The organism is Herbiconiux sp. A18JL235, from assembly GCF_040939305.1.
Lineage (GTDB): Bacteria > Actinomycetota > Actinomycetes > Actinomycetales > Microbacteriaceae > Herbiconiux.
In genome coordinates, this window is record NZ_CP162511.1 from 2,007,958 (window position 1) to 2,021,214 (window position 13,257).

The window sequence follows — 13,257 nt, forward strand, 5'->3', positions numbered from 1 at the left end:
TTCACGTGGCGGATCGCTTGCCGGGGGAACGCACTCAACTCCTCACCCCACGTGGCATGAAAGGTGATCTCATGGCCACCCCCAAGTCCGCCGACACCCTCGAGACGGCAGTGGCGCCCGACGAGACGGAGTCGGTGAAGGCCGCAGCCGCGCCCAAGCGCGCCGCCGCGAAGCGAGCACCCGCCAAGAAGGCGGCGTCGAAGGCGAGCCCGAAGAAGGCCTCGAAGGTCGACGACGACGCTGAAGACGAGATCGACGAGGAAGAGCTCGACGACGAGGCCGACGGCGACACCGCCGAGGCCGACACCGACGCCACCGACGCGGACTCCGCCGACACGGATGCCGAGGGCGACTCCGACGACGAGGCCAAGAAGGCCCCTGCCGCTGCCGAGGAGGCGCTGCCGAGCGGTGCCCTGGTGCTCTCGCTCGTCGACGACGAGGACGACGTGCCCGTCTACTCGACGACGATCACGGGCGCGACCGCCGACCCGGTGAAGGACTACCTCAAGCAGATCGGAAAGGTGGCGCTGCTCAACGCCGCCGAAGAGGTCGAGCTCGCCATGCGCATCGAGGCGGGTCTGTTCGCCGAAGACAAGCTGGCCACCACCGAGAACCTCAGCCCCTCGGCCAAGCGTGAGCTGCAGTGGGTCGCGAAAGACGGTCAGCGCGCCAAGAGCCACCTGCTGGGCGCGAACCTCCGTCTCGTGGTGTCGCTCGCCAAGCGTTACACCGGCCGCGGCATGCAGTTCCTCGACCTCATCCAGGAGGGCAACCTCGGCCTCATCCGCGCGGTCGAGAAGTTCGACTACACCAAGGGCTTTAAGTTCTCGACGTACGCGACGTGGTGGATCCGCCAGGCCATCACACGCGCCATGGCCGACCAGGCGCGCACGATCCGCATCCCGGTGCACATGGTCGAGGTCATCAACAAGCTCGCCCGCGTGCAGCGCCAGATGCTCCAAGACCTGGGCCGCGAGCCCACGCCCGAGGAGCTGAGCCGCGAGCTCGACATGACCCCCGAGAAGGTCATCGAGGTGCAGAAGTACGGCCGCGAGCCCATCTCGCTGCACACCCCGCTCGGTGAAGACGGCGACAGCGAGTTCGGCGATCTGATCGAAGACACCGAGGCGGTCGTGCCTGCCGACGCCGTGGGCTTCACCATGCTGCAGAAGCAGCTGGAGTCGCTGCTCGACTCGCTGTCGGAGCGCGAGGCCGGTGTCATCCGGATGCGCTTCGGGCTGGGCGACGGCATGCCCAAGACGCTCGACCAGATCGGTGACACCTTCGGCGTGACGCGAGAGCGCATCCGTCAGATCGAGTCGAAGACCATGGCGAAGCTCCGCCACCCGTCGCGATCGCAGTCGCTGCGCGACTACCTCGAGTAGGCCGATGGGTCTGCGAACCACGGCGGCGGTTCTCGTCGGGCGTGCCGTGCGCGTCGCTGCGCGGTTGCGCGGCGGCGGCTCGGCGATACCGGGAAACATCGCGCTGCGTATCGATCCCGGGTTCCTCGAGCGCACGATCGCCGCTATCCCCGACGGTGTCGTCGCGGTGTCGGGCTCGAACGGCAAGTCGACCACCACGAACATGCTCTCGGCGATCGTGCGTGCGCACGGTCTCTCGGTGTTCACGAACCCCTCGGGCGGCAACCTGCCGCAGGGCATCGCCTCTGCCCTGCTCTCCGAGGTATCGGTGTCGGGCAAGCTCGACTCCGACATCGCCGTGCTCGAGGTCGACGAGGGATACGGCACGCGCCTGGCCGAGCTGCTGAAGCCGAAGACGGTGCTGCTGCTCAACATCCAGATCGACCAGCTCAACCGGTACCACGAGCCCGATCGCGTCGCCGCCATGCTGGGCCGGGTCGCGGCGAGTTCGACCGAGGGCCTCATCCTCAACCGCGAAGACAACTTCCTCGTCGATCTCGACCAGCAGATCCCGGCCAAGGCCGGTCGTGCGGTGTCGTTCTTCGGCGGCGTGCCGGCGCTCGTGGAGCCGGCGAGCCACGGAGTGGCGTCGGCCGATCGTTTCGGCGAGTCGGCGGCGAGCCCTGGTTCGCGCCCCGCGGCCGTCGAGGTGGTCGCGCTGAACGGCGCCCGGGCGACCCTCGCCATCGAGGGCGCTGTGCTGCCGACTTCGGGTGTGGCCGAGCGCACCGAGATAGAGGTGCGGCTGCCCGCCCGTGGACTGCACTACGCGCTCGACGCGGCCGGTGCCGCGGCCGCGGCACGCAGCGTGCTCGGGGCCCGCTTCAAGCCGGCACTCGTGACCGCCGCCCTCGACTCGCTCGCCACCGTGTACGGACGCGGGGAGATGCTCGTGGTGAACGGCGAGCAGATCGAGATCATCATGATGAAGAACCCGGCGAGCCTGCAGCTGAACCTCGACTCGCTGGAGAGTGCGCCGGAGCAGGTGTTCCTGGCGGTCGACGAGGGAACCCCCGACCCTTCGTGGATCTACGACATCGACTTCTCCGCACTCGATCACGTCGACGGCATCACGGGATCGAAGGCGTGGCAGTTCGCGGTGCGCTTCGGGTATCTCAGCATCCCGGTCGGGTCGGTCGACCTCGACGTGCGGGCGGCGCTCAAGGCGTTCCTCGCCTTGCCGAAGCCCTCGACCGGACACAAGGTGATGATCCTCAACTACGAGCAGATGATGGACATCCGCAAGATCCTGGGCTTCAAAGAGCTCGAGGGCGGGGGAGCGGCATGACCGGCAGTGCTCTGCGCATCCTCCACCTGTTCCCCCGGCTGCTCGGGCTGAACGGTGAGGCCGGCAACGTCGAGATCCTGAGGCTGCGCGCGGAGTGGCGCGGGCTGCCCGTCGAGGTCACCCGCTACGACGGGGGCGAGCCGGTCGGCTTCGCGGATGCCGATCTCGTGTTCATCGGAAGCGGACCGGTCTCGGCAGAGGTGATCGCGCATCCGCTCGTGCTGACGATCGCGGCCCCGCTGCGGGAGCTCGCGGCCGACGGTGTGCCTTTCCTGGCGATCGGCGCCGGGTTCCAGCTGCTCGGCGAGAGTGTGACCCTCGAGAACGGCGAGGTGCTCGAAGGCGCCGGGGTGTTCCCCGTCACGACCCGCCACGGCGGCACCCGCGTGGTGGGCGATTTCGTGCTCGACTCGCCCCGGCTCGGTCCCGTCGTCGGCTTCGAGAACCGCGGCTCGTTCGTGGAGGTCGGCCCCCACGAGACCCTCGGCCGGGTCGTCTACGGTCGCGGCAACACCGAGACCCCCGGCAACGAGGGCTTCTGGGAGGGCAACCTGCTCGGCACCCACATGCACGGGCCGCTCCTCGCGAACAACCCCGTCATCGCCGACTCCCTCCTCGACACCGCCCGTCTCCGCCGCGGACTCGACTACACCACCCCCGACCCCGACGCCCTCCGCGTGATCGACGAGCGAGCCCGCCAGGCTCGCGCGACCATCGCCGCTCGGCCGCTGAGCGAGTAACCCGAGGGCGCGGGTCGCCTCGCGGCGCTGCACACCGACCCCCGAGGGTGCCCGCCCCGCGCAAGGCGCCCCCACGGCTTTAGTCGCGCAAAGTGCTCGCATTCCCGGGAATGGGGACACTTCGGGCGACTAACTAGGGGCGAGCTCACTCTGCCCGAGCTTCGGCGCGGGGTCCGACGCAACGGGCTCTTATCAACGACCCAGGGTGAGTGCGCGGCCGCGAAGCGACCGCACACTCACATGTCGCGGCGCGCCGCAGAAGCGGCGGCGCGCCCCGGCGGGGCCGCGCGCAGCACGGCCCCGCCGGCAGCTAGACATCGATGCGCTCGCGCGAGAGCGCGTCTGATCCCTGGATGATGAACTCCTTGCGGGGGGCGACGTCGTCGCCCATGAGGAGGTCGAACATGTGCTCGGCGGCCGCCGCGTCGGCGACTCCGACGCGGCGGAGGGTGCGGTAGCGCTTGTCCATGGTGGTGGAGGCGAGCTGGTCGGCGTCCATCTCGCCGAGGCCCTTGTAGCGCTGGATGGGGTCTTGGTAGCGGCGGTTCGACTTCTTGAGCGATGCCAGCACACCCTGCAGTTCGGCCTCGGAGTAGGTGTAGATGGTCTCGTTCGGCTTGGAGCCGGGGTTGATGGCGACCACCCGGTGCAGCGGCGGGACGGCCGCATAGACCCTCCCGTCTTCGATGAGGGGGCGCATGTAGCGGAAGAACAGGGTGAGCAGCAGGGTGCGGATGTGCGCCCCGTCGACGTCGGCGTCGCTCATCAGGATGATCTTGCCGTACCGGGCCGCCGACAGGTCGAAGGAGCGGCCGGAGCCCGCCCCGATGACCTGGATGATCGACGCGCACTCCGCGTTCGAGAGCATGTCGGCCACCGTGGCCTTCTGTACGTTGAGGATCTTGCCACGGATGGGCAGCAACGCCTGGAACTCGCTGTTGCGGGCGAGTTTCGCGGTGCCGAGCGCGGAGTCGCCCTCGACGATGAACAGCTCGCTCTGCGCGACGTCGCTGCTGCGGCAGTCGACGAGCTTCGCGGGCAGCGACGATGACTCGAGTGCGTTCTTGCGGCGCTGGGTCTCTTTGTGGGCGCGCGCCGAGATGCGGGACTTCATCTCGGCGACGACCTTGTCGAGCACGAGCGCGGTCTGCGCCTTGTCGTCGCGCTTGGCCGACGAGAACCGCTCGGCGAGCCCCTTCGTGACGACGTTGGAGACGATCGCACGAACGGCGGGCGTGCCGAGGATCTCCTTCGTCTGCCCCTCGAACTGCGGTTCGGGCAGACGCACGGTGAGCACGGCGGTGAGCCCGGCGAGCACGTCGTCTTTCTCGAGCTTGTCGTTGCCGACCTTGAGCCGGCGAGCATTGGCCTCGACGGCCTGCCTCAGGAACTTCAGCAGGCCCGCTTCGAACCCGGCCTGGTGGGTGCCGCCCTTCGGGGTCGAGATGATGTTGACGAAGCTGCGGAAAGCGGTGTCGTAGCCGACGCCCCAGCGCAGAGCAAGGTCGACGGTGCACTCCCGGGTGAGCTCGGTGGGCACCATCGCCCCGCTGTCGCTCAGCACGGGCACGGTCTCCTTGAAGGTGCCGCTGCCCTGGATGCGCCAGATCTCGGTAAGGGGTGAGTCGGTGGCGAGGTGGTCGACGAATTCTGAGATGCCTCCCTCGAACCGGAAGGAATCGGTGCGGGGCTCGTCGCCGCGTTCGTCGTCGATGCTGATCTCGAGGCCCGGAACGAGGAACGCGGTCTGCCGCGCGCGCACGAGGAGCTCGTCACTCTGGAACTCGGCGCCCTTCGTGAAGATCTGCCTGTCGGCCCAGTAGCGCACCCGCGTGCCCGTCTTCGCCTTGGCGACCTTGCCGACGACCCGCAGTTCGCTGCGCTTGTCGAACGGGGTGAACGGCGCATCCGGGCTGGGTTCCTTGCCGCCGTCGTCGAAGACGCCGGGCTCGCCGCGGTGGAACGACATGGCCCAGGTCTTCCCGTCGCGGTCGACCTCGACATCGAGCCGTTCGGAAAGGGCGTTCACCACCGAGGCGCCCACCCCGTGGAGGCCACCGGATGCGGCGTACGATCCCGACCCGAACTTGCCGCCCGCGTGCAGCTTGGTGAACACGACCTCGACGCCCGAGAGCCCCGTCTTCGGTTCGATGTCGACCGGGATGCCCCGGGCGGTGTCGCGCACCTCGACGCTGCCGTCGTCGTGCAGCACGACGCCGATGGAGGTGCCGTGGCCGGCGAGCGCCTCGTCGACGGAGTTGTCGATGATCTCCCAGAGGCAGTGCATGAGGCCGCGCGAGTCGGTCGACCCGATGTACATGCCGGGGCGTTTGCGCACCGCCTCGAGCCCTTCGAGCACGGAGAGGTGTCTGGCGGAGTAGTCGGACGCTGATGCCACCCGTCAAGGCTACTTGCCGCCTCCGACAGCGGGCGCCACGACACCCGCCCGGGGTGCTTCCTGCCGGGCGCCGAGGCGAACGCACACTACGCGCACAGCGAAACGCAACCGGATTGAGTCCTGACCGTGATGGAACAGTGCTTGGATGGCTGTACCAGTCAGTCACCGTTCGAGCCGTTAAGGAGCAGAAGATGCACACCGTTGCAACAGAACCCGGCGCTGTTTCCGATCTCGAGAACGCTTACCAGCTCACGGCGGCCGACCGCTGCGACAGCTGTGGAGCGCAGGCCTACATCCGCGTCGACATGCCGTCGGGAGCCGAGTTGCTCTTCTGCGCGCACCACGGTCGCAAGTACCAGGAGAAGCTCTCCCAGGTCGCGACCGGCTGGCACGACGAGTCGTCCAAACTGCTGAACGACTAGCGCTGTCGCCCCGCCCGCCGAGCTCAGCTCGCGGAGCGGGCCGACCCGATCGAACCCACGACGCCGCTCAGAGCCGCCCCCGACGCATCGCGCCGGGCCCCCACCTCGGGGAGGCTCCGGGCGGCGCCGTCGTTTCCGACGGCGAGGGCGGGCGCGACGCCGGCCCACGCCACCGTGAGCACGTCTTCGCCCTTCAAGAAGCGGTGGGCGCGCACGCCGCCGGTGGCTCGACCCTTGGGCGGGAACTCGGCGAAGTCGGAGACCTTGCCGCTCCCGGCGTCGGTGCCGGCCAGCGTGGAGGTGCTGCCCGCGATGGTCACCACCACCGCATCCTGCCCGTCGGGCACCGACCCGAACCAGATGACGGATGCTCCGGCAGCCAGGTTGATCCCCGCCATTCCCCCTGCGGCGGCACCCTGGGGCCGCACGCTCGCCTGGAAGAAGCGCAGCAATTGGGCGTCTGAGGTGATGAAGACGAGCTCGTCGTCTTCGGAGTGCTGCGCGGCGCCCACCACGGAGTCGCCCGGCTTCAGCGCGATGATCTCGAAGTCGGGTCGCGCGGGGTAGGTGCCCGGGGCGACCCGTTTCACGACACCCTGGGCGGTGCCGAGCGAGACGGGCACGGGGGAGTCGAGCGACACCAGCGCCACGACCTTCTCCCGCTTCGTGTCGAGCGCGAGGTACTCGCCCACCTTCACGCCCGCGCCGAGTTGCACCGACGAGGCCGGTACGGCCGGCAGGTCGAGCACGGGCATGCGCACGAGCCGCCCTGCATCGGTGATGGCGCCGATCTCGGAGCGGCGGGTGGTGACGACCTCGCTGCGGATGGCGTCGTGCTTGCTGCGGCGCACCGGAGCCGTCGGCGCACCGAGCGCCGAGCCGATGCCGGAGCCGGCTGCCCCCTCCGCGTCCTCGCGGTCGACCCGCACGACCCGCCCTGTGGTGCTGAGGTACACGACGCAGGGCACGTCGGTGACCTCGAGCACGGGGGCGGCGCGTCGCGACGCCGCAGGAAGCGCGGGCCGCGCCTCGGTGAGCAACGTACGGCGCGGCGTGCCGTACTTCTCGGCGACCTCGTCGAGCTCGTCGGAGACGGCCTTGCGGATGAGCGCCGGGTCTCCGAGCAGCGCCTCCAGCTGGGCGATCTCGGCCTGCAGCTGGTCGCGCTCGGCCTCGAGCTCGATGCGCGAGAACTTGGTGAGCCGGCGCAATCGCAGTTCGAGGATGTAGTCGGCCTGCAGCACGCTCAGCTCGAACACGTCGATGAGGCGCACGCGCGCCTGCTCCGTGTCGTCGCTTCCGCGGATGACCTGGATGACCTCGTCGATGTCGAGGATCGCGATGAGGAGGCCCTCCACCAGGTGCAGCCGCTCGCGGCGCCGATCGAGTCGGTAGCGGGTGCGACGAGTGACGACGTCGATGCGGTGGTTGACGTAGACCACGAGCAGGTCGCGGAGGCCGAGCGTGAGCGGCCCGCCGTCGACCAGGGCGACGTTGTTGATGTTGAACCCGTCTTCGAGCGGCGTCAGCTTGTAGAGCTGCTCGAGCACGGCCGCGGGGTCGAAGCCGGTCTTGATTCCGATGACCAGGCGCAACCCGTTCGTGCGGTCGGTGAGGTCGGTGACGTCGCTGATGCCCTGGATCTTCTTGGCGGTCACGCCGTCCTTGATCTTCGCGATCACCTTCTCGGGGCCCACGAGGTACGGCAGCTCGGTGACGACGAGCCCGGTCTTGCGGGGCGTGAGGTTCTCGATCGACACCTTCGCCCGGGTCTTGAAGGCTCCGCGGCCGGTCTCGTAGGCGTCGCGCACGCCCGCGAGGCCGACGATCGTGCCGCCACCCGGCAGGTCGGGGCCGGGGATGAACGTCATCAGCTCGTCCAGCGTCGCATCGGGGTTCTCGATGAGGTACCTGGCACCCGCGACGACCTCGATGAGGTTGTGCGGTGCCATGTTCGTCGCCATGCCGACCGCGATGCCGCTCGCTCCGTTGACCAGGAGGTTCGGGATGGCGGCGGGGAGCACGTCGGGCTGGGTGAGCTGGTTGTCGTAGTTCGGCACGAAGTCGACGACGTCTTCGTCGAGGCCCTCCACCATGGTCATGGCGGGGGAGTCGAGCCGGGCCTCGGTGTAGCGCGGGGCGGCCGGCCCGTCGTCGGGCGAACCGAAATTGCCGTGGCCGTCGATGAGCGGAACCCGCATGGTCCACGACTGGGCGAGTCGCACCAGGGCGTCGTAGATGGCGGTGTCGCCGTGCGGGTGGAGCTTGCCCATCACCTCGCCGACGACGCGGGCGCTCTTGACGTGCCCGCGGTCGGGGCGCAGCCCCATCTCGCTCATCATGTACAGGATGCGGCGCTGCACCGGCTTCAATCCGTCGCGCGCATCGGGGAGCGCGCGCGAATAGATGACCGAGTACGCGTACTCGAGGAACGAATCCTGCATCTCGGTGGCGACGTCGACGTCGAGGATCTTCTCGACCGCGCTCTCGGAGGGATCGTTCTTCGCTTGTGTCATTCCTGTTTTTCTGAAAGAGGTGCTGTGCCAGACTTGGCCGAATGTCCACCATGCTACCGACGCGTGCCGCGGGGGAGCCGACGCTCGCCGACGTGTTGCCGAGTTGCGTCGCGTCGCTCGGCGGCGGGGCGAACCGGCTGGGTCTGCCTCCGGCCTCTCGGGGTGTCGTGGTGCTGGTCGACGGCCTCGGCGCCGCAGCCCTGCGGGCCCGTGTCGGGCACGCACGCGCGCTGGCCCGCCTGTTCACCAAGCGCGCCGTGCTCTCGAGCGGCTTCCCCACGACGACCGCTGCCGCCCTCGCCAGCCTCGCCACCGGCACGGCACCCGGGCAGCACGGGCTCGTCGGCTACACGGCCCTCGTGCCCGCGGCCGGGCGCGTGCTCAACCAGCTCTCCGGCTGGAACGACGCCATGCCACCGGCCACCTGGCAGCGCCGGCCGACGGTCTTCGAGCGGGCGGCCGAGGCCGGCGGCGCCTCCGCCGCCATCGGTCCGGCCCAGTACGCCGATTCCGGCCTCACCCGGGCCATTCTCCGCGGCGCCGTGTACACGCCGGCCCGCAGTATCGCCGACCGCTTCGCCGCCGCGCGCCGGGTGCTCGACGAGGGGTCGGCCGAGCTCGTCTACCTGTACGTGCCCGAGCTCGATCAGCTCGCGCACGCGAAGGGGTGGGAATCCGACCGCTGGCTCGCGGCCCTCGAAGCGCTCGACGCCGAGTTCGGCGCGTTCGAACGCACGCTCCGCCGGGGGGAGGGCCTGCTGCTGACCGCCGACCACGGCGTGGTCGACGTGCCTGCGACATCGCAGATCGTCTTCGGTGAGGCACCCGAGCTCGTCGCCGGCGTCGAGCACGTGGGCGGCGACCCGCGCTGCCTGCAGCTCTACCTGGCTCCGGATGCGTCGGCAGCCGAGCGCGAACGGCTCGCGGATGCTTGGCGGGCGAGCGAGAGCACCCGCGCCTGGGTCGCGACGCGCGAGGAGGCCGTGGGTGCCGGGTGGTTCGGTGACGTCGACGGCGAGGTGCTTCCCCGCATCGGCGACGTACTCGTCGCGGCTCGCAAACTCGTCGCCTATTACGACGGTCGCGGGGGCGATACGAGCGGCAGGTCGATGATCGGCCAGCACGGCTCCCTCACCGCGGAAGAGACGATGGTGCCTCTGCTGCGCGCGGGAGCCTACGCGGCGGGCTGAGAGCCCACCCCGACACGCGCCGCGCTAGGCCGGGTCGTCCTCGCTGCGTGCGCCGAAGACGATCTCGTCCCAGCTCGGCATCGCCGCCCGCTGGCGCCGTGCGGCCGTCTGCTTGGCGCGGGTGTCGGGCGCGGGGGTGCCCTCGGCATCGACCGTGGGCTCGGGCTCGAGCCCCGGCAGCGGGGTGTCGACCGGTTCTGCCGGCGGGGCCGATACGGCCCGCGGGCCGGAGAAGACGGGGTGCTCGTCGACGGGGTTGCCGTCGAAGGTGGCGGCCTCGCGCTCCCCGCGCCGACGCCTGAGCGCCTCGAGCAGGTCGGCGGTCTGGTTGTGGTCGGCCGTGTCGGAGTCGTCGGAAGCGCGTTTCACGGAGTAGGCGTCGAAGGGGCGCGGCTCCCGGGTGCCGAGCGGGCGGGGAGGCAGCTCTCGGGCCGCGGTCTCCGCGGTGGTCGTGGCTGCAGCATCCGTCGTCTCGGTCGGAGCGGCGGCAGCCGGCTGCTCGCGATCGAGGGGGGAGAAGGCCCCGCTGTCGAAGCGGGAGTCGTCGTCGCTCGGCAACCCGACGGCGCGGAGCCTCGGGATGAGGCCCTCGGTGAGCTCGCCGTGGCGCGAGAGCGTCGTCGCCTCGTTGTTCAGCGGAGTGAGGACGTGCCGCTTCGGGTCGAACTGCCAGCGGGCGTCGTGCTCGATCTCCCTGGAAGTGAAGGTGAGCTTCACCGTCCAGCCCGTCTCGTCCTTCCAGCTGGCCCAGCGCACGTCGCGGGCGTCGAGACCCTCGAGGCGCTCCTCGAGCGCCTCGCCGAAGGTGGAGAGCGGCTCCTCGCCGAGCGGGTCGGCCGGTGAGGTGGGCTGCACGGCTACGCGGAGAGCGGAATCGACGATGAACTGGCGCTCGGCGACCACCGGGCCCTCGAAGCGTTCGACGTACTCCACCGAGGCCCCGGTGAGCTCGGCCACCTCTGCGGCGGAGAGGCCGGCACGGATGTGGGTCTGGATCTCGCGCGGCGGCACCTTCCGGCCGCCCGAGCCCGCGGCGATACCCTGCCTGAGCTTGGATCGGAGAACCTCGTCGATGACGATCCTGAAGCGTTCGCCGCTGTCGCTCGAGACGACGAGCGCCTCGTCCTCGACGCCGACAACCGTCAATTCCTGCATGGTGAAAGGCCCTCCAGAGGTCGCTGTTCGCTGACAGGATGACACGTCGCGGCTGCCGCGACGGGGAATGTTCCGGGCGCGCCGCAAGTTGATGGCCGCGTGAGTAATCACTGCTCATTCGGCGGTTTGCTATTCCAGCCTCTTTGATGCAAACTAACGCCGCCGATTTTGTTAATGGGTATTCAAGAAGTGGATAGGCATGGCGACTGATTACGACGCACCGCGCAAGACCGATGACGACTCGGATTCGATCGAAGCGCTGAAGGAGCGGGTTCCGGACAAGATGTCCGGCGTCGTAGATGTCGATGACGCCGACAACCCGGGCGGCTTCGAGCTGCCCGGAGCCGATCTCTCCGACCTCGATCTCGACGTCGTCGTCCTGCCCCCGCAGGCCGACGAGTTCACCTGCATGAGCTGCTTCCTGGTGAAGCACCGTTCGCAGATCGATCACGAGGAGAAGTTCGGCGCGATCTGCGTGGAGTGCGCCTCCTAAGCGCCTCCCGCGGCACGCGCGCTCAGCGCATCGTCACCGCATCGATGAAATCGCCGGGACGCCGGGTCGACACCAGCCAGTAGGGTGTCGGATCCTGCGGATCGGCGATTCGCATGTTCACCACCGGGTCGATCCACCCCCTGATGCAGAGGTGGGCGCGCGCATCGAGCAGGCGGCCTCGCTGCAGGGCGGCATCCTGGCCCGTGTAGGCCTGGCAGTCTCCGACGAGGCGTTTTGCGATGCGGGCCCGCCCCACCCTCACCTCGTTCTCGGTCACCTCGAGCACGGGTGAGGTGGCGACGAGGATCACGACGATGCCCGCGTAGAGCACGAGCCCCACCACGAGGCCGACCAGCACGCCGGGAACCGTGGTGAGCGGTGCGAACACGATGGTGCTGGCGGGCAGGACGAGAGCTGTGGAGAGGTAGACCCAGAGCGACGGGTGGAGCCTCTCGCGGTAGTGCTGCATGGCTCTATTCGATCATTCTTTCTGCACTAGCCTCGACTCGTGACTTCTTCGATCGAGATCCTGCTCACCGCGGAACGCGCCCCCGCCTACTCCCACCCCGGAGACGCCGGCGCCGACCTGCACTCCGCCGAGGCGCTCACCCTGGCCCCCGGTGAACGGGCGATGGTCGGCACAGGGGTCTCGATCGCGTTGCCCGACGGCTACGCCGCCTTCGTGGTGCCGCGCAGCGGGCTCGCCGCCAAGCACGGCATCACCGTGGTCAATTCTCCCGGCACGGTCGATGCCGGGTACCGCGGGGAGATCAAGGTCGTGCTCCTCAACACCGACAGCAACGTGCCGTACGATATCGCCGTCGGCGACAGAATCGCGCAACTGATCGTGATGCCGGTGACCCGGGCCGTGTTCGTGCCCGTCGAGACGCTCCCCGGGAGTGATCGCGGGGCAGGCGGATTCGGGTCGACCGGATACTCGTCGCCCACGAACGGAAGCCAGTCATGACCGACAAAGACATCGTGCCCGACGAGCAGCCGGAACCCCAGACGCCCGACGGCAGCGACTCCGCTCCCGACGACAGCAAGTCGGCCCCCGACGACCGTGCCACCGAGGGCCCCTTCGACGCCAGCGAGGCGAGCCCCGCGCGGCCCTACGTCGATCTCGGCGGGCTCAAGATCCTTCCGCGGGAGGGACTCCACCTCCGCCTGGAGGTCGAGGAAGGAACGAACCGCGTCGTCGCCGTCGGGCTCGACTACGCCGGTTCGACCCTGCAAGTGCAGGCCTTCGCCGCGCCGCGCTCGACCGGCCTGTGGCACGAGATCCGCGAGCAGATCGAAGACCAGATCCTCAAGCAGGGCGGCAAGAGCACGGTGCAGAACGGCCCGTTCGGCCCCGAGCTCGTGGCGGGCGTGCCCGCGGTCGGGCCCGATGGCCAGCAGGGCATGCGCGTCGCGCGCTTCGTGGGGGTGGACGGTCCGCGCTGGCTGCTGCGCGGGGTCATCGCAGGTGAGGCGATGACGAACCCCACCGCCAAGGCCGCGGTGGAGGAGCTCTTCCGCAGCGTCGTCGTGGTGCGTGGCACCGCGCCGATGCCGCCGCGCGACCTCATCCCGCTCACCATCCCGAAGACCGCCGCCTCGGGCGGGGCGCAGGCCGCCGGCGCCTGAGC

12 protein-coding genes are annotated in these 13,257 nt (G+C 69.5%); 8 read left to right on the forward strand and 4 right to left on the reverse strand.

All coding sequences use genetic code 11. From position 1 onward, the window contains the following. Positions 1-71: 71 nt before the first annotated feature. From ABFY20_RS09355 to ABFY20_RS09365, 3 genes are read left to right on the forward strand one after another with little or no spacing between them, the layout of a single operon-like run. The gene (locus ABFY20_RS09355) at positions 72-1,385 is read left to right on the forward strand and encodes an RNA polymerase sigma factor (protein ID WP_368499659.1); all 1,314 of its coding nucleotides are present in this window, start codon (positions 72-74) and stop codon (positions 1,383-1,385) included. A gap of 4 nt (positions 1,386-1,389) precedes the next feature. Then, on the forward strand, positions 1,390-2,712 hold the full coding sequence (locus ABFY20_RS09360; protein ID WP_368499660.1) for a MurT ligase domain-containing protein: 1,323 nt from the start codon (positions 1,390-1,392) through the stop codon (positions 2,710-2,712). Next, the gene (locus ABFY20_RS09365; protein WP_368499661.1) at positions 2,709-3,452 is read left to right on the forward strand and encodes a type 1 glutamine amidotransferase; all 744 of its coding nucleotides are present in this window, start codon (positions 2,709-2,711) and stop codon (positions 3,450-3,452) included. The genes ABFY20_RS09360 and ABFY20_RS09365 overlap by 4 nt, the downstream gene beginning before the upstream one ends. Before the next feature lie 310 nt (positions 3,453-3,762). Here the strand turns inward: ABFY20_RS09365 and ABFY20_RS09370 are convergent, their stop codons facing one another. Further along, entirely contained in the window at positions 3,763-5,850 is a 2,088-nt protein-coding gene (locus ABFY20_RS09370; RefSeq protein ID WP_368499662.1) for a type IIA DNA topoisomerase subunit B, read from the reverse strand. A 191-nt stretch (positions 5,851-6,041) separates the two neighbouring features. Here ABFY20_RS09370 and ABFY20_RS09375 point away from each other — a divergent pair, with 191 nt between their 5' ends. After that, a complete protein-coding gene (locus tag ABFY20_RS09375) occupies positions 6,042-6,272 on the forward strand; it encodes a hypothetical protein (RefSeq protein ID WP_368499663.1) in 231 nt (76 codons plus the stop codon). 23 nt (positions 6,273-6,295) lie between these two features. Here the strand turns inward: ABFY20_RS09375 and ABFY20_RS09380 are convergent, their stop codons facing one another. Then, complete coding sequence (locus ABFY20_RS09380) at positions 6,296-8,788, reverse strand: DNA topoisomerase (ATP-hydrolyzing) subunit A (protein WP_368499664.1); 2,493 nt, start codon at positions 8,786-8,788, stop codon at positions 6,296-6,298. Between the two features lie 41 nt (positions 8,789-8,829). On the opposite strand from ABFY20_RS09380, the gene ABFY20_RS09385 reads away from it, so the two are divergent. Then, positions 8,830-9,978: an alkaline phosphatase family protein gene (locus tag ABFY20_RS09385; protein ID WP_368499665.1), complete on the forward strand. Its 1,149-nt coding sequence runs from the start codon at positions 8,830-8,832 to the stop codon at positions 9,976-9,978. A 24-nt stretch (positions 9,979-10,002) separates the two neighbouring features. Here ABFY20_RS09385 and sepH read toward each other — a convergent pair whose 3' ends face one another. Then, positions 10,003-11,133 (reverse strand): septation protein SepH, encoded by a 1,131-nt coding sequence (gene sepH / locus ABFY20_RS09390; RefSeq protein ID WP_368499666.1) that lies wholly within the window; start codon positions 11,131-11,133, stop codon positions 10,003-10,005. A 199-nt stretch (positions 11,134-11,332) separates the two neighbouring features. On the opposite strand from sepH, the gene ABFY20_RS09395 reads away from it, so the two are divergent. Next, entirely contained in the window at positions 11,333-11,626 is a 294-nt protein-coding gene (locus ABFY20_RS09395) for a DUF4193 domain-containing protein (protein ID WP_171704923.1), read from the forward strand. A gap of 22 nt (positions 11,627-11,648) precedes the next feature. On the opposite strand, the gene ABFY20_RS09400 is transcribed toward ABFY20_RS09395, so the two are convergent. Further along, complete coding sequence (locus ABFY20_RS09400; protein WP_368499667.1) at positions 11,649-12,095, reverse strand: DUF3093 domain-containing protein; 447 nt, start codon at positions 12,093-12,095, stop codon at positions 11,649-11,651. 39 nt (positions 12,096-12,134) lie between these two features. Here ABFY20_RS09400 and dut point away from each other — a divergent pair, with 39 nt between their 5' ends. Together dut and ABFY20_RS09410 are read left to right on the forward strand one after the other, a co-directional pair. Then, positions 12,135-12,593, forward strand: coding sequence for a dUTP diphosphatase (dut, locus tag ABFY20_RS09405; RefSeq protein ID WP_368499668.1), 459 nt, complete (start codon positions 12,135-12,137; stop codon positions 12,591-12,593). Next, complete coding sequence (locus ABFY20_RS09410) at positions 12,590-13,255, forward strand: DUF3710 domain-containing protein (RefSeq protein ID WP_368499669.1); 666 nt, start codon at positions 12,590-12,592, stop codon at positions 13,253-13,255. Before dut ends, ABFY20_RS09410 begins: the two co-directional genes overlap by 4 nt. The last annotated feature ends 2 nt before the right edge of the window (positions 13,256-13,257 follow it).